General features: G+C 67.0%; 23 protein-coding genes. 15 read left to right on the forward strand and 8 right to left on the reverse strand.

Annotation, left to right across the window (positions count from 1 at the left end; all coding sequences use genetic code 11):
* The first annotated feature begins 279 nt into the window (after nt 1-279).
* Together rbfA and trxA are read left to right on the forward strand one after the other, a co-directional pair.
* The gene (gene rbfA / locus ACFRJ8_RS21210; RefSeq protein WP_377988343.1) at nt 280-789 is read left to right on the forward strand and encodes a 30S ribosome-binding factor RbfA; all 510 of its coding nucleotides are present in this window, start codon (nt 280-282) and stop codon (nt 787-789) included.
* Nucleotides 790-939: 150 nt separating this feature from the next.
* A complete protein-coding gene (gene trxA / locus ACFRJ8_RS21215) occupies nt 940-1,377 on the forward strand; it encodes a thioredoxin (RefSeq protein ID WP_377988344.1) in 438 nt (145 codons plus the stop codon).
* A gap of 82 nt (nt 1,378-1,459) precedes the next feature.
* On the opposite strand, the gene ACFRJ8_RS21220 is transcribed toward trxA, so the two are convergent.
* Together ACFRJ8_RS21220 and ACFRJ8_RS21225 are read right to left on the reverse strand one after the other, a co-directional pair.
* Nucleotides 1,460-1,663 (reverse strand): hypothetical protein, encoded by a 204-nt coding sequence (locus tag ACFRJ8_RS21220; protein WP_377988345.1) that lies wholly within the window; start codon nt 1,661-1,663, stop codon nt 1,460-1,462.
* Nucleotides 1,664-1,762: 99 nt separating this feature from the next.
* Complete coding sequence (locus ACFRJ8_RS21225) at nt 1,763-2,968, reverse strand: pyridoxal phosphate-dependent aminotransferase (RefSeq protein ID WP_377988346.1); 1,206 nt, start codon at nt 2,966-2,968, stop codon at nt 1,763-1,765.
* Nucleotides 2,969-3,107: 139 nt separating this feature from the next.
* Here ACFRJ8_RS21225 and truB point away from each other — a divergent pair, with 139 nt between their 5' ends.
* The 3 genes from truB (at nt 3,108) to ACFRJ8_RS21240 (ending at nt 5,021) form a co-directional block, all read left to right on the forward strand.
* Complete coding sequence (gene truB / locus ACFRJ8_RS21230; RefSeq protein WP_377988347.1) at nt 3,108-4,058, forward strand: tRNA pseudouridine(55) synthase TruB; 951 nt, start codon at nt 3,108-3,110, stop codon at nt 4,056-4,058.
* Nucleotides 4,058-4,411, forward strand: coding sequence for a hypothetical protein (locus ACFRJ8_RS21235; protein WP_377988348.1), 354 nt, complete (start codon nt 4,058-4,060; stop codon nt 4,409-4,411). The genes truB and ACFRJ8_RS21235 overlap by 1 nt, the downstream gene beginning before the upstream one ends.
* Before the next feature lie 76 nt (nt 4,412-4,487).
* Nucleotides 4,488-5,021 (forward strand): hypothetical protein, encoded by a 534-nt coding sequence (locus ACFRJ8_RS21240; protein WP_377988427.1) that lies wholly within the window; start codon nt 4,488-4,490, stop codon nt 5,019-5,021.
* A gap of 141 nt (nt 5,022-5,162) precedes the next feature.
* Here ACFRJ8_RS21240 and ACFRJ8_RS21245 read toward each other — a convergent pair whose 3' ends face one another.
* Nucleotides 5,163-5,717 carry an NUDIX domain-containing protein gene (locus ACFRJ8_RS21245; protein ID WP_377988349.1) on the reverse strand — a complete coding sequence of 185 codons (555 nt, stop codon included), beginning with the start codon at nt 5,715-5,717 and terminating at the stop codon, nt 5,163-5,165.
* Nucleotides 5,718-6,268: 551 nt separating this feature from the next.
* On the opposite strand from ACFRJ8_RS21245, the gene ACFRJ8_RS21250 reads away from it, so the two are divergent.
* Together ACFRJ8_RS21250 and ACFRJ8_RS21255 are read left to right on the forward strand one after the other, a co-directional pair.
* Nucleotides 6,269-7,285: a DUF222 domain-containing protein gene (locus ACFRJ8_RS21250; RefSeq protein ID WP_377988350.1), complete on the forward strand. Its 1,017-nt coding sequence runs from the start codon at nt 6,269-6,271 to the stop codon at nt 7,283-7,285.
* A 31-nt stretch (nt 7,286-7,316) separates the two neighbouring features.
* Complete coding sequence (locus ACFRJ8_RS21255) at nt 7,317-7,940, forward strand: DUF222 domain-containing protein (protein WP_377988351.1); 624 nt, start codon at nt 7,317-7,319, stop codon at nt 7,938-7,940.
* 112 nt (nt 7,941-8,052) lie between these two features.
* Here ACFRJ8_RS21255 and ACFRJ8_RS21260 read toward each other — a convergent pair whose 3' ends face one another.
* The gene (locus tag ACFRJ8_RS21260; RefSeq protein ID WP_377988352.1) at nt 8,053-8,535 is read right to left on the reverse strand and encodes a hypothetical protein; all 483 of its coding nucleotides are present in this window, start codon (nt 8,533-8,535) and stop codon (nt 8,053-8,055) included.
* Between the two features lie 268 nt (nt 8,536-8,803).
* Between ACFRJ8_RS21260 and ACFRJ8_RS21265 the strand changes: the two genes are divergently transcribed.
* The gene (locus tag ACFRJ8_RS21265; protein WP_377988353.1) at nt 8,804-9,187 is read left to right on the forward strand and encodes a hypothetical protein; all 384 of its coding nucleotides are present in this window, start codon (nt 8,804-8,806) and stop codon (nt 9,185-9,187) included.
* Nucleotides 9,188-9,230: 43 nt separating this feature from the next.
* Here the strand turns inward: ACFRJ8_RS21265 and ACFRJ8_RS21270 are convergent, their stop codons facing one another.
* On the reverse strand, nt 9,231-9,857 hold the full coding sequence (locus ACFRJ8_RS21270) for a DUF937 domain-containing protein (RefSeq protein ID WP_377988354.1): 627 nt from the start codon (nt 9,855-9,857) through the stop codon (nt 9,231-9,233).
* Between the two features lie 233 nt (nt 9,858-10,090).
* Between ACFRJ8_RS21270 and ACFRJ8_RS21275 the strand changes: the two genes are divergently transcribed.
* From ACFRJ8_RS21275 to ACFRJ8_RS21305, 7 genes are all read left to right on the forward strand, one after another.
* The gene (locus ACFRJ8_RS21275; protein ID WP_377988355.1) at nt 10,091-11,074 is read left to right on the forward strand and encodes a bifunctional riboflavin kinase/FAD synthetase; all 984 of its coding nucleotides are present in this window, start codon (nt 10,091-10,093) and stop codon (nt 11,072-11,074) included.
* Nucleotides 11,075-11,175: 101 nt separating this feature from the next.
* Nucleotides 11,176-12,030: a tryptophan 2,3-dioxygenase gene (gene kynA / locus ACFRJ8_RS21280; RefSeq protein WP_377988356.1), complete on the forward strand. Its 855-nt coding sequence runs from the start codon at nt 11,176-11,178 to the stop codon at nt 12,028-12,030.
* Nucleotides 12,031-12,032: 2 nt separating this feature from the next.
* Nucleotides 12,033-13,373 carry a kynureninase gene (kynU, locus tag ACFRJ8_RS21285; RefSeq protein WP_377988428.1) on the forward strand — a complete coding sequence of 447 codons (1,341 nt, stop codon included), beginning with the start codon at nt 12,033-12,035 and terminating at the stop codon, nt 13,371-13,373.
* Between the two features lie 138 nt (nt 13,374-13,511).
* Entirely contained in the window at nt 13,512-13,781 is a 270-nt protein-coding gene (gene rpsO, locus ACFRJ8_RS21290) for a 30S ribosomal protein S15 (RefSeq protein ID WP_018774485.1), read from the forward strand.
* A gap of 247 nt (nt 13,782-14,028) precedes the next feature.
* Nucleotides 14,029-16,278, forward strand: a complete 2,250-nt coding sequence (locus ACFRJ8_RS21295) for a polyribonucleotide nucleotidyltransferase (protein ID WP_377988357.1) — start codon at nt 14,029-14,031, stop codon at nt 16,276-16,278.
* A 105-nt stretch (nt 16,279-16,383) separates the two neighbouring features.
* Entirely contained in the window at nt 16,384-17,727 is a 1,344-nt protein-coding gene (locus tag ACFRJ8_RS21300; RefSeq protein ID WP_377988358.1) for a M16 family metallopeptidase, read from the forward strand.
* Nucleotides 17,728-17,898: 171 nt separating this feature from the next.
* The gene (locus tag ACFRJ8_RS21305; protein WP_377988359.1) at nt 17,899-18,396 is read left to right on the forward strand and encodes a DUF1579 domain-containing protein; all 498 of its coding nucleotides are present in this window, start codon (nt 17,899-17,901) and stop codon (nt 18,394-18,396) included.
* 4 nt (nt 18,397-18,400) lie between these two features.
* On the opposite strand, the gene ACFRJ8_RS21310 is transcribed toward ACFRJ8_RS21305, so the two are convergent.
* From ACFRJ8_RS21310 to moaA, 3 genes are all read right to left on the reverse strand, one after another.
* Nucleotides 18,401-18,682, reverse strand: coding sequence for a hypothetical protein (locus ACFRJ8_RS21310; protein WP_377988360.1), 282 nt, complete (start codon nt 18,680-18,682; stop codon nt 18,401-18,403).
* 131 nt (nt 18,683-18,813) lie between these two features.
* On the reverse strand, nt 18,814-19,080 hold the full coding sequence (locus ACFRJ8_RS21315; RefSeq protein ID WP_377988361.1) for a MoaD/ThiS family protein: 267 nt from the start codon (nt 19,078-19,080) through the stop codon (nt 18,814-18,816).
* Between the two features lie 7 nt (nt 19,081-19,087).
* Complete coding sequence (gene moaA, locus ACFRJ8_RS21320) at nt 19,088-20,227, reverse strand: GTP 3',8-cyclase MoaA (RefSeq protein ID WP_377988362.1); 1,140 nt, start codon at nt 20,225-20,227, stop codon at nt 19,088-19,090.
* Between the last annotated feature and the right edge of the window lie 21 nt (nt 20,228-20,248).

Consider the following 20,248-nt stretch of genomic DNA (forward strand, 5'->3'; position numbering starts at 1 on the left):
TTACTGGGGGGGGGCTGTTGTTTTCTCCGGGGGCCCCCCACTTTCCCGCCGTTGTGGGGCCCCCCCCCCTCCGGGGGGTGGCCGACGTCTTACGACGTCGGCCACCCAGCTCCGGCAGGCCCGATGCCACTCCCGGGCCCCCTCCACGGCTCCAAAGGGCCGCCGGAAGAATCCAACGGGAGTCCGTCGTAGACTCGCCTTAGGCGCGTGGCAACAAACCGAATCTGTGTACCTCAGCCGCTAACGCGCCGTCGTACATCCAAATTTTTAGGAGTGGAAATGGCTGATCCCGCACGGGCTGCCAAGTTGGCGCAGCGCATTAAGGTTGTCGTTGCCGAGGCGCTGGGCCGGAGGGTGAAGGATCCCCGTCTGGAGGGCGTCACCGTGACCGACTCGCGGGTGACCAACGACCTGCAGCACGCGACTGTTTACTACACCGTGTTCGGTGATGAAGTGGCCCAGGCCGATGCCGCCAAGGGGCTCGAGAAGGCCAAGGGCGTGCTGCGCCAGGAAGTCGGCCGGAACATCACCGTGCGGCTGACCCCGACGCTCGAGTTCGTGGCCGATCAAATCCCCGTCAACGCCTCGAACCTTGAGGAACTGCTCCGCGCCGCCAAGAAGCGCGACGCCGAGGTGGCTGCGCTGGCCGAAAGCGCCACGCACGCCGGGGACGCCGATCCTTACAAGAGTGACACGCCAGAGGACGTGGAGCTCGACGAGGACGACTTCGACGAAGAGGACATCGACCTCATCGACAACGACGCGATCGACGAGGACCGCAACAAGTAAGCGTGCCTTCCACAGCAGGGGCCGGAACCGGAAACGGATCCGGCCCCTGCTGTTTTCCGTATCCGGGGACCTTCGACCCTTGGCCCGTTCATGGGCGGCGGAGTCCCATGAAACCATGACTGCAGGTGTGCGCAAAGGCGCCGGAGTGCCGTGGAATCCAGCCTGACCAAGTGCCCGCACTGCGGGAAGACTAATCGGATTCCGGCGGCCGCTGCCGGGCACCCGCGGTGCGGGAACTGCGGCCGGGACCTTCCCTGGATTGTGGCAGCGTCGGACGCCGACTTCCCGATTGTCGCGGAGCAGTCTTCGGTCCCGGTCCTGGTCGATTTCTGGGCGGCTTGGTGCGGGCCATGCCGCATGGTCAGTCCGGTGCTGGACAAGCTGGCGCAGGAGCGGGCCGGGCAGTTCAAGCTGGTCAAGGTCGACGTCGACATCTCTCCTGGGTTAACCCGGCGCTTCGATATCCAGGCCATCCCAACCTTGCTTGTCATCAAGAAGGGGACGGTGACGGCCCGCCAGGCTGGCGCGCCGCCGGCCGCGGCGCTCCGCAGCTGGCTCGACGAGGCATTGGCGGCAAGTCTGGGGTGACCACCGGGCAGATGACACCGAGACGGCAGATCACGGCAGTGCGCGGGAGAAACATTGCCGCGAAATGCCCTCTCGAAAGGCTCTAGCGGCGCCGAGAGCGCCCTACGCCCAAGCCGCCCAGCACGGGCGATCCTGCGCCGAGGAGGAAACCGAAGTCATACCAGTTCCCCGCGCGGGCGGAGTTGTAGAACGGGAACTCGCTCCAAGCCCCGAAGACATGGGCGATCAGGACGATCCATGCCGTCAGCCCATTCCAGAAACCCCACAGTAAGTCTTGCCACCACACGATGTACTCCCTCGGCCGGAATCCACGGCCCCCGGACCGGGCCGGGCTAACCCGAGCCAGGATAATAGCGGGCCAGTCTGGGAGCGCCGTGTGCTCAGGCTAGGACGCCAGCCCTTCGGGCGATAGGGCCTGTAGACCCGACGGGGCGGCCAGCTCGCGGGCAGGCAGGCGCTTGAGGCCCTCCACGAGTTCGGTCTGGATTCCGCAGAGCGCAATGCGGATCCAGCCCTCGCCGATGGAACCGAACGCCGTGCCGGGGGCGAAGGCCACGCCGGAGTCCGCCAGGAAGCGGCGCGTCCATGCCCGGACATCCCCGCCGCTGGCGTGGGAGACGTCCGCCCACAAGTAGAACGCACCTTGGGCCGCAAGGTAGGGGATGCCACGGGAGCGCAGCACCGCCGAGGCCGCGTCGCGGTTTGCCCGGTAATGGGCGTGGGCGTCGCTGACGTAGTCCTGCGGCCCGGTCAACGCCGCCAGTGCGGCGTACTGCGACGGCGAGGCCACGCAGGACACGATCGACTCCATGACGTTGTTCATCTTCTGCTCCAGCCCGGGCGGGCAGATCAGCGCGCCGATGCGCAGACCCGTCAGCCCGTAGGTCTTGGAGAGGGTGAGCGAGGTGAACACGCGCGCTTCGCCCGGAGCGTCGCTGTCGAAGCTGGCCGGGCTGACGTGCGGGACATCGTAGGTGAAGGCCTCGTAGCATTCGTCGGAGATGATCCACAGATCGCGCCGCCGGGCCAGCTCCACGAGGCGGCGCGTCAGGTCCTCGCCCAGGACGGCGCCCAGCGGGTTGGACGGAGAATTCAGGATCAACACCTTGGTCCGCGGCGTGATGAGGGCCTCGATGTCCTCGATCCGCGGCTGAAAATCGTGCTCGGGGTACAGCGGATAGCGCACTGGATCGGCATGCAGCAGGCTGCTGGTCATCGCGAACGTGGGGTAGCCGGGGTTGGGAATGAGGATCTCGTCGCCGGGGGAGAGCAACAGGCTCATGGCGAAGTGCAGGCCCTGCTGGGCGCCGTCCACCACATAGACGCGCTCAGCGCCGACCGGCGTCGCGTTGTGTTCACTGAAGCGGGCCGCGAAGGCCTCACGGAGGGCCGGGATGCCGGCGTTCGGCGTGTAGTTGGTCTCGTCCCGGTCAAGGCAGGCCATCCCGGCCTCGAGGACGTGGCGCGGGACAGCGAAACCCGGCTCCCCGATGCTCAGCACGATCGCGCCGGGCGTTCCCCAGGCGGCCTCGGTGATCTCGCGGATCTGGTTGATCGGGACGTCGCGGATATGTGCTGCAAGCTCGGGCATGTGTGCCATCCTAACCGCCGTCCACCCCCGGCGGCAGGTACGGATGGCCTGTATCTGTGACTGACCGGTGAGTGGGGCGGTGGGCGGCAAAGCGGAGCGTGGGCGATGGGGCACGGCTGGCCCGCATATACTGGGAGGCGTGCTTTCTGGACTGGTGATAGTGGACAAGCCGCAAGGCTGGACCAGCCACGATGTGGTTGGACGGATGCGGCGGATCGCCGGTACCCGAAAGGTCGGCCACGCCGGGACACTTGATCCAATGGCCACTGGCGTTCTTGTGGTGGGCATCAACAAAGCCACCCGCCTACTGACGTACATCGTCGGCACCTCCAAGACCTACACCGCCACCATCAGGCTCGGCGAATCCACCGTGACGGACGACGCCGAAGGCGAGGTCACCGCAACCCGCAGCGCCGCCGGGGTCACCGAAGACGCCGTCCGCGCCGGCGTCGGCGCATTGACCGGGGAAATCGAACAGGTTCCCAGCAGTGTCAGCGCCATCAAGGTCAATGGCGAACGTGCCTACGCCCGGGTCCGGTCCGGTGAAGAGGTCAAGCTCGCGGCCCGTCCCGTCACGATCCACCGCTTTGAAGTCCACCAGGTCCGCCGCGTGCGGGAGGCCGAGGCGGACAGGGAAGCCCTGGATGTGGATGTCACGGTGGAGTGCTCTTCCGGCACTTACATCCGTGCCCTGGCCCGCGACCTCGGTGACGCTCTCGGCGTCGGCGGCCACCTGACGGCACTGCGCAGGACGCAAGTGGGCCCGTACACCCTTGACCAGGCGCACACCCTTGAGCAGTTAGCGGAAAAGCTCGACGTTCTGGAGATCTCGGACGCCGCCCGGGCGCTCATGCCGAACCGTGAACTCAGCGACGCCGAGACCACCGAGATTTCCTTCGGCCGCAGGGTCGCCGCTGGAGCCGCAGCCGGCACGCCGGAGGCTGCCACCGCGGATAAGCCGGCGGCGGCGTTCGCGCCGGACGGTACGCTCGTGGCGCTCCTGGCCGACGCGGGAAGCTACGCCAAACCTGTGCTGGTGTTCGCGCCCGACAACGAAAAGCGCTCCAACGAAAAGCAGGCCGACCAGTAGTGGACGCGTATTTCTACATCATCCTCGTGGTGGGCCTGCTTTCCAGCATCATCTGTGCCGCCGCGGGCATCCTGAAGAAGGCGCCCAACGACACGACCATCCTGTCGGTGGCCGCCGTCGAACTTGCCCTCCTGGTCTATCTCGTGGGATCGATTGTCCGGGTGGCCACCGGGGAGCGGATCGCGGGGGAGTCCTGGGAGTTCTGGGGCTATCTGGCGACGGCGCTGATCCTCCCGATCGGCGCCGTGTACTGGTCCATCCTGGAACGGACCCGCTGGAGCAACTTCGTCCTGGCCGCCGTCGGCGTCACCGCCCTGGTGATGGCAGCCCGCATGAACCAGATCTGGTACTGAGATGGAAGAGGCAGAAAACGTGAACGCAAAATCCCCGCAGGACGGCACGAGCACCCCGGCGGGGCCGGCCTCCGGCATCACTGGGGCAGCGGATGCTCGGCAGGCAGCCGCTGGCTCCACGGAAACTGCTCCGACGGAAACTGAGGCGGCGGAAACTGGGGCGACGGCTGGGCCGACGGCGAGTGGGACGGCGCAAACTGCGCCGGCGACCAACACCCGCAACACTGGGCCGGGACGGCTGCTGATTGCTGTCTATGCCGTGTTCGCTATTTCGGCCACCGCCCGGGCCGGCTACCAGATACTCACGAAGTTTTCCGAGGCGCCGCTGGCGTACCTGCTGTCCGCCTTCGCCGCCGCCGTCTATGTTGTGGCCACCGTGTCCCTCGCGAAGCCGGGGCGTACCGCGTTCAAGGTTTCCGTGGCGGCAGTCTTGGTGGAACTTGTGGGCGTGCTCGTGGTGGGGGCGCTGAGCGTCTTCGACTCGGTGAACTTCCCGCACGAGACGGTGTGGTCCTTGTTCGGCCGTGGCTACGGATTCATCCCGCTCCTGCTGCCCATTCTGGGACTCATCTGGCTGTATCGCCGGCGACCCGCGCCCCGGCACCACTAGGCGGGTTGCCCGTCCGGGGCGCGCCGCGAGGCTTCTCCGTCCGGGACTCCACCCGAACACGCGGCTGGGTGGACGGCGCCCGCTACACCCGGCTCGCTAGAACCAGGCTGGCTACGCCTGACCGGTGTAGCGCAGGGCTGGTTACGCTTGGCCGGTGTTGCGCCGGGCCTCCGTGAGCCTGCTGCGCAGTCCGGGCCAAGCGACTGCGAAGCCCGGGTGCAGTTCCTTGCTGGCGACGGCGTCGATCCCCACCCATTGCAGCTCGAGGCTTTCCGGATCACTGATGGCGGCCTCGAAGGGCTTCAGTGCTTCGGCAACCACCGTGGTGTAGGACCAGTAGCCGACGTCGAACACCGACGTGAACAGGACGCGGACGTTTTCCGGGGGCACGGCCGCTTCTTCGCGTGCTTCCCGCAATGCCCCGTGGATGGCCTCTTCCCCTTGGTGCAGGGCGCCTCCGGGGAGGCCCCAGGTGCCACCTTGATGGCTCCACAAGGCGCGGTGTTGAAGCAGGATCCCCTTTGCGGCGTCGTGGACCAGGAGTCCGGCGGAACCGAACCGACCCCAGAAGCGTCCGCGGTCGCCTTCGACCCAGGCGTCACCGGGATCGCGTGGACCCAAATGGTGGTGCGGATTGCCCGGCAGCGGTGGTGCGAAGGGTGATTCCCCGGCTTGGGGCGCGGCTGTGCTGTCCATCCCTACAGCTTGCCACGCGCCGGGCCGTAGGAGGGCGGGCAGCGTACGCAGTGTTACGCGCGGTGAGTGGGCGGGCGCCGCCGTCCACCCAAATTCCCGGACCAAACGCCACGACCTCAATCCTCGGTACCCGGAGTCACGCCGCGACCAAGATCCTGCGGCCCAGTTTCTCTCCCGAACCCTGCGATCCAAGCCGCTGCGTGGCCGCCTTGTCCCGGCGTAATGGCCCGGCGGAACCAGGCCGATTATTTCTGTCGTATCCCTCTGGGAGAGTTCGGCTATTGAAGCCATGGGTGAGTACATTCCGGATCAGGGCGTGTGGGCCGGCCCGGTGGTGGAATCCCTGCCGCCCCGCCATCGTGGTGCGGCGGAACCAGGTCCATTATTTCTGTCGTACCTCTCTGGCAGAGTTTGGCTATGGAAGCCATGGGTGAGTTCATTCCGGATCAGGCCGTGTGGGCCGGCCCGGTGGAATCCCTGCCGCCCCGCCATCGTGGTACGGCGGAACCAGGTCCATTATTTCTGTCGTACCTCTCTGGCAGGGTTTAGCTATGGAAGCCATGGGTGAGTTCATTCCGGATCAGGCCTTGTCGGCCGGCCCGGTGGTGGAATCCCTACCGCCCCGGCTGGCCCAGCTGGCTGCCGCTGGCGGCGCAGATGATGCAGCGGGCGATGCCCTGAATGGCACGGTGACCGGCCCAAGGAAAGGCACAATCACAGACGCGGCGGACCTTACCGCCGGCGACGCAGTGGACGCGGCCCTGGCTCTGCTGCGCTCCGCGGGCCAATCGGCGTGCGCTGAAGCGGATGGGTTCGGCCTGCTGGATGCCGCGGACTTCGCCGGCCGGATGGAGGACGTTTCCCGCACGGTCGAATACCTGCAGCTCGTTGCCGCCGGCGCGGTGGACCGAACCCGCAAACAATCCACCGGGACCTGGTCGGCCGCCGCGGGCCAGGGTCCGGACGCGGTGGCGCCCGCGGGCTGGCTCACCGGCTGGACGCAGGAACCAGACACCGGATCCGGCACCAGAACTGGAGCCGAAACTGGAGCGGGCACTGACGCCGGTTCTGACGCTTGGCCGGGCCCCGCGCCGGGATCCAGGGGTGCTGGCTTGGCCGGGCCGTGTGTCCTGTTCGCCGCGGGGGACGACGGCTGCCGGAACGCCACCGAGTTCCTGCGGGACCGGCTGCGGATCAGCGCCGCCGAAGCCCGGCGCCGGCTCACGCTGGCCGCGGAGCTGCTGCCCCGCACCGGCGCCGGTGGCCACATCGAGCCGCCGGTGCGGAAAGAGCTCGCCGCTGCCGTCGCGTCCGGCACCGTTGCCTCCCGCACGGCGACCGTCATCACGCTGGCCCTGGACCGGGTCCGGCACATCTGCCGCCCCGAAGCCGCGGCCACGATGGAGCACGTCCTGACCCTGACGGCGATCGAAAATGACGCCGACTTCCTGGCCCGGATCGCCCGGCGATGGACCGACGCCTTGGACCAGGACGGCGCCGAACCCTCCGGCTTCCAACGCCGCCACGGACTCGGACGCCGACGGGGGTGCGGAGGGGGACGCCGGTAGGGGAACGGCCGAAGTCTCGGCTGCGGCCGCCGTGAGCGACGCCGGTGCAACTGACCTGCTCGACCAGCGCTCCCGGCCGCAACGGCTGCTTGACGGCCTGGTCGGCGCCTGCAAGGCCGCCCTCGCCACCGGCGGGCTGCCCGCCGCCGGCGGACTCCGGCCCCAGGTCATGGCGACCATCGACTACGGCGACCTCGTCAGCCGCCTCCAGGGCACGGGACCACGCCACGAGGGCACCGGATCGCTGACGTTCACCGGTCCCATCGCCGCCTCCACTGTGCGCAAACTGGCTTGCGACGCCGACATCATCCCGGTCCTCCTCGGCGGCGAGGGGCGGATCTTGGACATCGGCCGCGCCTCCCGGGTTTTTCCGCCCCACGTCCGCAAGGCCATCACGGCCCGGGACCAGGGCTGCGCCTTCCCGCAGTGCACCATGCCCGCGCCGTGGTGCGAGGCCCACCACATCACGTATTGGTCTCTCGGCGGGACGACCGGGACAGACAACGGCACGCTGCTCTGCTCACACCACCACCACTTAATCCACAAGGAACAATGGACCATCCGGCTCAAATCCGGCGTCCCGTGGTTTATCCCGCCGCCACACATCGATCCCGCCCGGACGCCCCGCAGGAACAGCTACTTCCGCCTCGAGTGACCCTCCGCCGCGTCCGACCGTTCCTCGTCTGGCCCCTCGTCTCGACTAACCACGCGCTGCGTCGGGCCCTCCGCCTCAGCTAACCCCGCATCGCGCCTAGCCTCCCAGTCGGCTACTTCAGCGCGGAGGTCGTTTCGAGAGGGGATGTTTTGAACGGGAGGGACGTGCCGGGGCCGAAGGGAACGGCACCCTGCGCCGGCGTCATCGTGAACCAGTAGCCGTTCTGCTTGGTGGCATAGATCAACATCCGCCTGCGCCCGTCGAGCGGATCGCCTTCCGGATAGGACACCCCTCCGGTGCACGTCTCTGGCATCGCAGCGATGCGGAGCGGCCCCGGCTCCGGATCGCCCTTCAGGACCTCCTCAACCTCCACTACATGGATGTGTGCCGTGTAGCCGTAGATTCTGGTCTCCGAATCGGTGCCCGCCGGTGTCCCGATGACCACCAGGGTCGCCTGCCGGAACTGGTCCTGGGCGGTCTCGAATCGGACCCAGTCGACGCAGACTTCGGCCGTCGAACCGGGTATCAGGCCGCACCCGGCAATCAGCGCGCAAAGGATCGAACCCACCCCCGCGAGCTGCAATGGCCTCCGCATCTTCAGAACCTAATCGCTCAGATCGTAAATGGTCCAGAGGGGGGACCCGACGCCCCTGCCAACCCGAACCTCATGGCCGCCGCCGGGCAGGAGCGGCCGGGCCCAGCCGGGCCCAGCATCGCCTCCGCCGGGCGGGAGCCACCGGCCGGGCCCAGCTGCGCCCAGCCCGCCCCGCCGGGCAGGAGCCACCGGTCGGGCCCAGCCGGGCCGAATGCCCCTGAACCACGCAGACCTGCACACGCACAGCGCAGTGACTAGGCTGGGAGACATGGACCATCGCCGTCTGCTGTTGCGGGTAGTGAAGTCGATTCACACCATTGCCTGGTTCACGATCGAGGCCTGCATGGCCTACGTCCTGTACACCGGCGTCAGGGGCCGCACCGACAGGAAGACGGGCGTTGCCGCCGTCGTGGTCGCGGGTGAAACCCTAATCTTTGCCGCCAATGGCTTCCACTGCCCGCTGACCGCTGTCGCCCAGGACCTCGGAGCCAGCCACGGCTCCGTCACGGACATCTACCTGCCACGATGGTTCGCAAGGAGGCTGCCGGCAATCCACATCCCGCTGATCCTTGCCGCCGTGCTGCTGCACTGGCGGAACTGGCGGAGTCGCGCGGTCCGGGACAGCCAGCGGAGGCTACTGCTCGGGAGATAGCGAGCCGTTCCCATCGTCCGTTACCAACCCAGCGGCGAATCGCCTACTTCTTCCCGAACAGACCGCCAAGGATATCGCCAAGGCCGCCCAAGCCGCCTTGTCCCTCTTGTTCCCCTTGGCCTCCCTGTCCGGCGGCGCCGCCCTGGCCACCGACCATGCCACCGAGGATCCCGCCTAGTACGCCGCCGAGATCCATTCCGCCGCCCTGACCGGAATCGGCCGGAGTTCCGGCTTCGGTCTGGGAACCAGCCCCCGCCTGGTTTCCGCCGAGAAATTTCTTCGCCAGGTAGGACATGACGATCGGCGCCAGGATAGGCAGCAGTTTCCGGACCAGGTCGCTTCCGGCGCCGCCCAGTTGTCCGGTCCCGGCGAGCTGGCTGGCCACCTGATCCTGCTGGCCGGCAAAGACGTGATTGACGATCTTCTCGCCGTCGGCCGTGTCCACCTGGCCGACGTCGACGCCGCCGTCGATCAGTCCGTCCTGGTGCTGGCCCAGGGCCGACTCAAGCGAGGCAGCACCGTCCGGGGCCTGCGCATTATTATGCATACCGGCCAGCAGCGTGGGCACGGCGGCTTCCACCGCGGTGCGGGCTGTGGGTTCGTCGGTGCCCAGCATGCCGGCAATCTGGTCCATCGGTATCTGGCCGATGATGTCTTGGAGCTCAGTCATGTCGTACTCCTTCAGCCTCGCGCGGCGGCGGGCATCGCGGGAAACGGCGTCTGCATGGACGCCGTCGAACTAGTGCCTTTGAATCGTAGTCCTGCGGATCAGGCCGTGGAAGGCCCGCTCCGGGACCCGAGAACGGTCCGGGGGCGGCCCGGAATGCGGGTAATCTTAGAGAGTTCCGGAGCCGGCACGGTCGCTCCGGAGGAGTTCATGGCAGGCAGCAAAAGGCGAGGTTGATGGTCCACATCTGGAACGATCTGTCCGAAGTCCCGGCGGACTTTGGTCCTTCGGTTGTTACTTTCGGCAATTTCGACGGCGTGCACCGCGGCCACCAGCAGGTGCTGTCGCAACTTATCCGCACCGCCCGATTGAACCACGCCCGCGCCGTCGCGATCACCTTCGATCCGCACCCCGCGCAAGTGCACCGTCCCGAGTCGGCTCCCGAGCTGATCATGGGGCTGGAGGACAAGCTCGTGGCCCTGGGCGAGCTCGGCCTCGATGCCGTGCTGGTCATGAAGTACTCGATGGAACTCGCCAGCCTGACCCCTGAAGAATTTGTCGCCACGGTCCTGGTGGATGGCCTGAAGGCGAGCCATGTGGTGATCGGCCACGACGCCCGGTTCGGCCGCGGCAATTCCGGGGACCTCTCCACCATGCAGGAGCTGGGGCGGAAGCTCGGTTTCGAGGTGCTGGTCATCAGCGAGTTCGGCTCCGAAGGCTTCCCCATCCACGACGACGACGGGACGGACCGCCGCTGCTCGTCCACCTGGGTCCGCGAGGCCCTGCGCGCCGGCGACGTCGCCACCGCCGCTGCGGTGCTCGGCCGGCCGCACCGGATGCGCGGTGAGGTGGTGCACGGTGCCGCCCGCGGCCGCGACCTCGGCTTCCCCACGGCGAACCTCGCCTCGACCGCCAGCGGCTACATTCCCGCGGACGGGATCTACGCCGGCTGGCTGGTGGACCAGGAGGGCACCCGCTGGCCCGCCGCCATCTCCGTGGGCTCCAACCCCACGTTCGACGGCGTGAGCCGCCAGGTCGAGGCCCACGTGATCGACCGCCCGGAAGAGTCCGCCGACGACTTCGATCTGTACGACCAGACAGTTGTGGTGGAATTTGTCTCCAGGCTCCGCGGCATGGTGGCGTACCGTGGGGCTGAGGCTTTGGTGGACCAGATGCGCCTGGACGTCGTCCAGGCCCATGACATCCTGTTCGCCCGCTGACAACCGGGCCGGACCGGCGTCGGCCCCCGCGCTGACGGCGTTCTGGCTCACTGGAGCCGTGAGCTGATTCGCAGCCACGCGGCAAGGAAGGCAAGAGAGACGTGACCATCGAGAAGAACACGAGGGAACTGGACAAGGACATTGTCCGGGACTTCAGCGCACGCATGAGCTACGCGTCCTACCTGCAGTTGCCCACCCTGCTCAGTGCCCAACAGCCGGTCAGCACCCCGGAACACCACGACGAGATGCTGTTCATCATCCAGCACCAGACCACGGAGCTGTGGCTGAAGCTGGTGCTGCACGAGCTTCGCAGCGCCGCCGCCTGGCTGCGCTCAGACGACCTGGGCTCCGCCCTGAAGGCGATCGCCCGGGTCAAGCACATCCAGAAGACGCTCACCGAGCAATGGTCCGTGCTGGCCACCTTGACGCCTACCGAGTACTCCCAGTTCCGCGGCTTCCTCGGCAACTCGTCCGGATTCCAGTCCAGCCAGTACCGTGCAGTCGAGTTCATCCTCGGCAACAAGAACGCCAAGATGCTTCCGGTCTTCGAATCGGACCCCGAGGCCCACGAGATGCTGCGCGAACTGCTCGAGGCCCCGAGTATCTATGACGATTTTCTCGCGTACCTCAAGCGTCAGGGCTTCGATGTCCCGGCCTCCCTGCTGGAGCGCGACGTCACCAAGGCCCATGAGTTCTGCCCGGAGCTGGTCCCGGTGTTCAAGTACATCTACGAGAACGCCGCCGACAACTGGGGCGCGTACGAAGCGTGCGAGGAACTCGTGGATCTTGAGGACAATTTCCAGCTGTGGCGTTTCCGCCACCTGCGCACCGTCCAGCGCACCATCGGCATGAAGTCCGGCACCGGCGGATCCAGCGGTGCCGCGTTCCTGCAGAAGGCCCTCGAGCTGACCTTCTTCCCTGAGCTCTTTGCCGTGCGGACGGAGATCGGCCAGTGAACATCCCCGCCGCCCCCGCCGCCAACGACTCGGACACCCTGCGGCAGCGCGCCCAGGATCTCGACGCCGCCGATCCCCTGGCCGGCTACCGTGGCCACTTCGTCGGCACGGACACGGACCTGTCCTACCTTGACGGCAACTCCCTGGGCAGGCCGCTCAAGCGGACCGTCACCGACATCAGCAGCTTCATCCAGGACAGCTGGGGCGGCCGACTGATCCGGGGCTGGGATGAGGAATGGCTCGAACTGCCCCAGGCCATCGGCGACCAGCTCGGCCGCTCGGTGCTCGGCGCTGCGCCCGGACAGACCATCATCGCCGATTCCACCACCGTGGTGCTCTACAAGCTCATCCGCGCCGCCCTGGCAGCTGTCACGGATCCGGCCCGGACGGAAATCGTCCTGGACACGGACAACTTCCCCACCGACCGCTACCTGGTGGAGGGCATCGCCCGCGAAGAGGGACTGACGCTGCGCTGGATCGACGCCGATCCCGCCTCCGGGGTCACCGTCGAGCAGGTGCGTGCCGCCACAGGCCCGGCCACCGCCGTCGTGGTCCTGAGCCAGATCGCCTACCGCTCGGGGTTCCTCGCGGACCTGCCGGCCATCACCGCGGCAGTCCACGACGCCGGCGCCCTGGTGGTGTGGGACCTGTGCCACTCCGCCGGGTCCGTGGAGATCGCTTTGGACGACGCCGACGTCGACTTTGCGGCCGGCTGCACGTACAAGTACCTGAACGGGGGACCGGGCTCGCCCGCGTTCGCCTACGTCAACACCCGGCACCTGGCCGGGCTGCAGCAGCCGATCTGGGGCTGGATGGGACGCAAGGACGCGTTCGAAATGGGTCCCGGCTACGAGGCCGCTCCCGGCATCCGTGGCTTCCTCAGCGGCACCCCGGCCATCTTCGGAATGCTCGCCATGCGCGGCACCCTGGACCTGATCGAGGAAGTCGGGATGGCCGCCCTCCGGGAGAAGTCCCAGCGACTGACGGCCTTTGCCCTCGAACTCTTCGACGCCTGGCTGGCACCGGCCGGCGTGCAGCTGTCCACTCCACGTGACCCGGCACTGCGCGGCAGCCACGTGACGGTGGACCACCCTGCCTTCCGCGAAATGACGGCCACCTTGTGGGATCAGGACGTGATTCCCGATTTCCGCGCCCCGCAGGGCATCAGGATCGGGCTGTCGCCGCTGAGCACGTCGTTTGCGGAGGTCTACCGGGGCGTCGCCGCCATCCGCGAACTGCTTTCGGGCCAGGAAAGCGGAACACAGGCAACCGGCGCGGCAACCACTGAGGCAACCGGCGCGGCCGGCGGTTTCGACAAGACCGCGGACGTGCCACTAAACTAAACGTTGGATCCGGCTGCAGTCCGTGGCGGCTGGCTCCTGTTGTGCACGGGAAAACCGGCTTCGGCGGGGGATTCCGGGACAGCACCCCCGGCAGTGCATTACTGATTCGGGCCTCACGGCACATCTCTAGGAGTTATTGTGGCACTTGAAGCCGCTGTAAAGCAGTCCATCATCAAGGATTTCGCAACGTCCGAGGGCGACACCGGTTCGCCGGAGGTCCAGGTTGCGGTCCTGACTCAGCGGATCAAGGATCTCACTGAGCACATGAAGGAGCACAAGCACGATTACCACACCCAGCGCGGTCTGCTGGCCATGGTTGGTCGTCGCAAGCGCATGCTCACCTACCTCAAGAACACTGACATCACCCGCTACCGTAAGCTCATCGAGCGCCTCGGCCTGCGTCGCTAGTCAGCTTTAAGGGGCGGCCCCTTCCGGACCGGAAAGGGCCGCCTTCTTCAGGAAAAAACTAAACAGGAGGATCAACCGCATCACGCATTCGCGGTCCTCGGTAGTGATTCCCGGGAACGGCCTCAAGGAATGAGGCCCGGCCCGTGGGTCTCGATCGATGACCGGGTGCAGTGCAGGCCAGTAGACAGATGCTGGACTGGGTTGATGCGGCTGGGCTCCGTGAACCATGAAACGGAGGTGACTCTCTATGGAGGGTCCCGAAATCCAGTTCTCAGAAGCAGTCATTGACAATGGCCGCTTCGGCAAGCGTGTAATCCGCTTTGAAACCGGCCGCCTTGCCAAGCAGGCAGCCGGCGCAGCGATGGTCTACATCGATGAAGAGACCGCGCTGCTGTCCGCAACCACCGCCGGCAAGCACCCGCGTGAAGGTTTCGACTTCTTCCCGCTGACCGTCGACGTCGAAGAGCGTATGTACGCCGCCGGCCGCATCCCGGGCTCGTTCTTCCGCCGCGAAGGCCGTCCCTCCACGGAAGCCATCCTGGCCTGCCGCCTCATGGACCGCCCGCTGCGCCCCGCGTTCGTCAAGGGCCTGCGCAACGAGGTCCAGATCGTCGTCACCGTGCTGTCCATCAACCCGGACGAGCTCTACGACGTCGTCGCGATCAACGCGTCCTCGATGTCCACCCAGCTTTCCGGCCTGCCCTTCTCCGGCCCGATCGGCGGCGTCCGCGTTGCCCTCGTCGCTGACGAGAACGGCTCGCAGTGGGTTGCGTTCCCGAAGCACTCCCAGCTTGAGAACGCTGTCTTCAACATGGTCGTTGCCGGCCGCATCGCCGGTGACGACGTCGCCATCATGATGGTTGAAGCCGAAGCCACCGACAACTCCTGGAACCTCATCAAGGAACAGGGCGCCACCGCCCCGACCGAAGAGGTTGTCTCCGAAGGCCTCGAGGCTGCCAAGCCGTTCATCAAGGCCCTTTGCGAAGCACAGTCCGACCTGGCAGCCCGCGCCGCCAAGCCGACCGTCGAGTTCCCGGTCTTCCTGGACTACCAGGACGACGTCTACGCCGCTGTGGAGTCCGCTGCCGCCGAGAAGCTGGCCGCTGTCTTCCAGATCGCCGACAAGCAGGAACGCGACACCGCCTCGGACGAGCTCAAGGACGAGGTCACCTCTTCCCTGGCCGGCCAGTTCGAAGGCCGCGAGAAGGAGCTGTCCGCAGCTTTCCGCTCCGTCACCAAGCAGGTTGTGCGCCAGCGCATCCTCAAGGACCAGATCCGCATCGACGGCCGTGGCCTGACGGACATCCGCCAGCTCACCGCCGAGGTTGAGGTTCTGCCCCGCGTCCACGGCTCGGCCATCTTCGAACGCGGCGAGACCCAGATCATGGGTGTCACCACGCTGAACATGCTCAAGATGGAACAGCAGATCGACTCGCTGTCTCCCGTGACGCGCAAGCGCTACATGCACAACTACAACTTCCCGCCGTACTCCACCGGCGAGACCGGCCGCGTCGGTTCCCCGAAGCGCCGCGAAATCGGCCACGGTGCCCTCGCAGAGCGCGCCATCATGCCGGTGCTGCCCTCCCGCGAGGAATTCCCCTACGCCATCCGCCAGGTGTCTGAGGCTCTCAGCTCCAACGGTTCGACGTCGATGGGTTCCGTCTGCGCCTCCACGCTGTCCCTACTCAACGCAGGCGTGCCGCTGAAGGCTGCCGTTGCCGGTATCGCCATGGGCCTGGTCTCTGACCAGGTCGACGGCCAGACCCGCTACGCCGCCCTGACCGATATCCTCGGCGCCGAAGATGCCTTCGGCGACATGGACTTCAAAGTTGCCGGTACCTCCGAGTTCGTCACGGCCATCCAGCTGGACACGAAGCTCGACGGCATCCCGGCCTCGGTCCTGGCCGCCGCCCTGAAGCAGGCCCGCGAAGCGCGCCTGCACATCCTGGACGTCCTGAACTCCGCGATCGACACCCCGGACGAGCTCTCCGAGTTCGCGCCGCGCGTCATCGCGGTCAAGATCCCGGTAGACAAGATCGGCGAGGTCATCGGCCCGAAGGGCAAGATGATCAACCAGATCCAGGAAGACACCGGAGCCGACATCTCGATCGAGGACGACGGAACTGTCTACATCGGCGCCACCAACGGCCCCTCTGCCGACGCAGCACGGTCCGCGATCAACGCCATCGCCAACCCGCAGGTCCCGGAAATCGGCGAGCGCTACCTGGGCACGGTCGTCAAGACCACCACCTTCGGCGCCTTCGTTTCCCTGACCCCGGGCAAGGACGGCCTCCTGCACATCTCCGAGCTGCGCAAGATCGCCGGCGGCAAGCGCGTTGACAACGTCGAGGACGTCGTCGCCGTGGGCCAGAAGATCCAGGTGGAAATCACCAAGATCGACGACCGCGGAAAGCTTTCGCTGTCACCGGTAGTTGCTGACGAGGCAGGTTCCGAGAACACAGACAACGCTGAGGTCTCCGCGGACGCCGCAGAGTAGTCTCTCCTGAGTCAAACAGCGGGGCCGGTGGATCATCCACCGGCCCCGCTGCTGTTAAAGGTAGGATTGCAGGCAGATTTGGCACGTGTTCAATGAAAGGCCTTGATGACTGTCGTTCCCCTGCCGCTAGAGCAGAACCAGCACGCTGACACCCTGATCCACGGAGCCGACGGCGGCTCGGAAGTGCGACGCTCGGTCCTGCCCGGCGGTGTCCGCGTGCTGACCGAAGCGATGCCCGGCCAGCGCTCCGCAACGATCGGTTTCTGGGTCGGGGTCGGCTCCCGCGACGAAGCCCCGGGCCAGCACGGCTCCACGCACTTTTTGGAGCACCTGCTCTTCAAGGGCACCAAGCGCCGCACCGCGCTTGAGATCGCCTCGGCCTTCGACGAAGTTGGCGGGGAATCGAACGCCGCCACCGCGAAGGAGAGCACCTGCTACTTCGCCCGGGTGCTGGACTCGGACCTTCCCATGGCGATCGACGTCATCGCGGACATGATCACCGGCGCCGTCCTGGACCCGCAGGAGATGGAGCAGGAGCGGGACGTCATCCTCGAGGAAATCGCCATGGACAGCGACGACCCCACCGACGTCGCACACGAGAACTTCGTAGCCGCCGTGCTGGGAACGCACCCGCTGGGCCGCCCCATCGGCGGCACCCCGGCAGCGATCCGGGCCGTGGCGCGCGACTCAGTGTGGGACCACTACCGCCGCCACTACCGTCCCGACGAGCTCGTGGTCACCGCGGCCGGCGGCCTGGACCACGACGTCGTCTGCGGGCTCGTGGTGGATGCCCTGCACTCCGCCGGCTGGAACCTTGAGCCCGCTGCCGCCCCCGTGCAGCGCCGCTCCACCGAGCGTGCGGCGATCACCGGCACGGCCGGCCTGCATGTGGTCAAGCGGCCGGTGGAACAGGCCAACATCATCATGGGTTGCCCCTCGCTGGTCGCCACAGATGACCGCCGCTTTGTCATGAGCGTGCTCAACGCCGTCCTCGGCGGTGGCATGTCCTCCCGGCTCTTCCAGGAGGTCCGGGAAAAGCGCGGCCTCGTCTACTCGACCTACTCCTTCGCCTCTTCCTACGCCGACGCCGGCTATTTCGGCATGTACGCCGGTTGCACGCCGTCGAAGGTCCGGCAGGTCATCGATCTGCTCGGCGCCGAACTGGACAAGCTGGCGGCGGACGGCATTTCCGACGAGGAGCTCCGCAAGGCCGTGGGGCAGCTCTGCGGCGGAATCGTGCTGGCGCTTGAGGACACCGGTTCCCGGATGTCCCGGCTGGGCCGCGCGGAACTGGTGTCCGGCGAGTACCAGGACATCGATGAAACCCTCCGCCAGATCAAGGCCGTCACAGCGTCGGAGGTCCAGGAGCTCGCCCGTGAGCTCGCGGCAGCCCCGCGGACCGTCACGGTGGTAGGCCCGTTCGAGGAAACCGAGACGTTTGGGCTGTAGGTAGCTCCCGGGCCGATTTCTTCGCTGGGCCAATTTCTGCACGAGGCAATTAATGCAGTGCGGGCCGTGCCCTAGCCTTGCTGGGCACGGCCGGCTGGCGTGCGGCCGGTCTTTACACCGCAGTAGGCACGGCGTCATGATGGTGGCGGGGTCACTCGGGAGGAACTCCACATGGGAGAAACTGTGCACCGGCCACTGCCAGGGAGTGCATGCGAGGCGCTTGAGGCCTTCCTGGGCCGTTGGGCGGGGACCACGCACTGGGAGTCAACCGCGTGGGGTCCCGCGCGCAGTGCGGACACCGAGATCATCTTCTCCCCGGCGGCCGCCGGGCGTGCCGTCACCCAGAGCTACCGGCATACGGATGCGGATGGGACCCGCTCCGAAGGCCATGGTGTTTTCACAACGGACCCCGACCACCCGGAGACTCTCTGGTACCACGTCAACAGCCTGGGACTGCCGCCCGAGGCACCTGCGCGCGCCAACATGGAAGGGGACACCTTGACCGTGGAACGGCGCAGCGACCGCGGCACAGCACGGCACACCTTCCGGGTGGACGACGGCGAACTGACGCACACCGCCGGTCTCCGTCTGGGCTCGGCGAGCGACTTCACCACCCTCATGACTACCGTGTGCCGTCGCGTCGCCGAGGACGCTGCTGTACCGGCGTGAGGTTTCAGGAGGCGGCCTGCAGGATCCGGGTCTTCGGAGTTCCCTCAAGGGCGGGGGCGGCCTCGGCGGAGTTCCAGACGTTCGCCTGAAGATTGGCTAACAGGGCCTCCGCCTGCTCGCGCTGCTCGAAATCCAACTCGACAACCACAGAGTGCGGGTCGTCCACGGGTTGGTTGATGTGGTACGCGGTGACTCCCGACGCCGCGCGGTTCACCGGATCACGGTCGAACGCCGCCTTCCACGTGGCGAAATCCTTGATCCTATGCTCGATCTGCAACGTGAACATGCTGCGCTCCTCATTGGTGTTTGTTGCCCGCCGCGGCGGATATTCCACACTCTAGGACCGGTCAGGTCAACGCGATACCCCAGAATTCCTGGACCCGACATACCGGCTTCACGCCGCCGGCCATGCTCGGGCTAACCGCCGGCGAACGGCGGCAGGACGTCCACGACGTCGGCCGGCTTGAGCGCCGCGGCGTGGTCACGCACGGCAACTTCGTTGAGCAGGAAGCTGGAGCGGGACAGGATGCGGGCCAGCGGAGGCGTCCCGGCTGGCGGTTCGGGGCGCTCGACGGCGAGGATCGCCTCGAGCAGGGAGGCGAGGGTGTCGCCGTCGGTGAGCTCGTAATGTTCCTCATCCACGCCGGCGGCAGCGCGCGCCGCAGCGAAGTAGCGTACGTTCACGAAAAAATCAGCCTCCGATGGCGCTCATGCTGCGGTCCGGCTGGACGAAGTCGGGGGCGTCGAGCCCCACATGGTCCATGCCGTGCGCCTTGGGCTTGATCCACATCGCATCCTGCCAGCGTTCGGCGAGCTGTTCATCGCTTGCGCCCTCGCGCAGCAGCCCCAGCAGGTCCACTTCCTCGCGGGAGAACAAACAGCTCATGATCTTGCCCTCGGCGGTGATGCGCGTCCGGCGGCAGTCTGAGCAGAACGGCTCCGTGACCGAGGCGATGATGCCCACCGTGCCGAGCACGGGGCCGGTGGCCCGGTCGGTGCCGGAAACCCGGGCCCGGACCTCGAACCGTTCCGCCGGGGCGCCATCGCGGTCCCGCGGGTCGGAACTGAGAACGTAGTCGGCGGAGAGCAGTTCGCGGATCTCCGCGGCGGTGATCATGTTCCGGCGGGTCCAGCCGTGGTCAGCGTCCAGCGGCATCTGTTCGATGAAGCGCAGTTCATAGCCGCGGCCCAGTGCCCAGGCCAGCAGGGCCGGGGACTCGGTGTCGTTGATTCCGCGCATGAGCACAGCGTTGAGCTTGACCGGGCCCAGGCCTGCAGCCCAGGCGGCGTCGACGCCGGCGAGGACCTTGTTCAGGAAGGGGCGGCGGGTCAGCTGGGTGAAGGTCTCCTCATGCAAGGAATCCAGAGAGACGTTGATCCTGGTGAGTCCGGCGGCCTTGAGTCCGGCGGCCTTCTTGTCCAGGCCCACGCCGTTGGTGGTCATCGAAATCGGCAGCCCGGGGTGGGCCTGGCGGAGCGCGGAGATGATCTCCAGCAGGTCCGCGCGCACCAGCGGCTCGCCGCCCGTCAGCCGCAATTCACGCACGCCGAGCATGTCGACGCCGATCCGCACGATCCGGACGATTTCCTCCGCGGACATCACCGCCTGCTTGGACAACCACTCCAGGCCCTCGGCCGGCATGCAATAGGTGCAGCGTAGATTGCACTTGTCCGTCAGCGAGAGCCGCATGTCCGTGGCACGGCGGCCGTAGCGATCCACAAGCCCGGCAGGCAAGCCTTCCGGGCGCCCGGACAGTGCGGGCGCAGGAGGCATCCCGGTTCCGGGACTGCCGGCCACGCGGGGCTGGGGCATACCCAGTTGAACTGTCATAGTGTCAGGCTACGCCACCTC

This window comes from Arthrobacter sp. NPDC056886 (genome assembly GCF_042788715.1).
GTDB lineage: Bacteria > Actinomycetota > Actinomycetes > Actinomycetales > Micrococcaceae > Arthrobacter.

Excerpts from the sequence above, each read along its gene's own strand:
- moaA (WP_377988362.1), bottom strand. The coding sequence starts at position 20,227 with ATGACAGTTCAACTGGGTATGCCCCAGCCCCGCGTGGCCGGCAGTCCC.
- rbfA (WP_377988343.1), top strand. The coding sequence starts at position 280 with ATGGCTGATCCCGCACGGGCTGCCAAGTTGGCGCAGCGCATTAAGGTT.
- ACFRJ8_RS21275 (WP_377988355.1), top strand. The coding sequence starts at position 10,091 with ATGGTCCACATCTGGAACGATCTGTCCGAAGTCCCGGCGGACTTTGGT.
- ACFRJ8_RS21260 (WP_377988352.1), bottom strand. The coding sequence starts at position 8,535 with ATGCGGAGGCCATTGCAGCTCGCGGGGGTGGGTTCGATCCTTTGCGCG.
- ACFRJ8_RS21265 (WP_377988353.1), top strand. The coding sequence starts at position 8,804 with ATGGACCATCGCCGTCTGCTGTTGCGGGTAGTGAAGTCGATTCACACC.
- ACFRJ8_RS21225 (WP_377988346.1), bottom strand. The coding sequence starts at position 2,968 with ATGCCCGAGCTTGCAGCACATATCCGCGACGTCCCGATCAACCAGATC.
- ACFRJ8_RS21270 (WP_377988354.1), bottom strand. The coding sequence starts at position 9,857 with ATGACTGAGCTCCAAGACATCATCGGCCAGATACCGATGGACCAGATT.
- ACFRJ8_RS21295 (WP_377988357.1), top strand. The coding sequence starts at position 14,029 with ATGGAGGGTCCCGAAATCCAGTTCTCAGAAGCAGTCATTGACAATGGC.
- ACFRJ8_RS21245 (WP_377988349.1), bottom strand. The coding sequence starts at position 5,717 with ATGGACAGCACAGCCGCGCCCCAAGCCGGGGAATCACCCTTCGCACCA.
- ACFRJ8_RS21305 (WP_377988359.1), top strand. The coding sequence starts at position 17,899 with ATGGGAGAAACTGTGCACCGGCCACTGCCAGGGAGTGCATGCGAGGCG.
- ACFRJ8_RS21250 (WP_377988350.1), top strand. The coding sequence starts at position 6,269 with ATGGAAGCCATGGGTGAGTTCATTCCGGATCAGGCCTTGTCGGCCGGC.
- ACFRJ8_RS21310 (WP_377988360.1), bottom strand. The coding sequence starts at position 18,682 with ATGTTCACGTTGCAGATCGAGCATAGGATCAAGGATTTCGCCACGTGG.
- ACFRJ8_RS21300 (WP_377988358.1), top strand. The coding sequence starts at position 16,384 with ATGACTGTCGTTCCCCTGCCGCTAGAGCAGAACCAGCACGCTGACACC.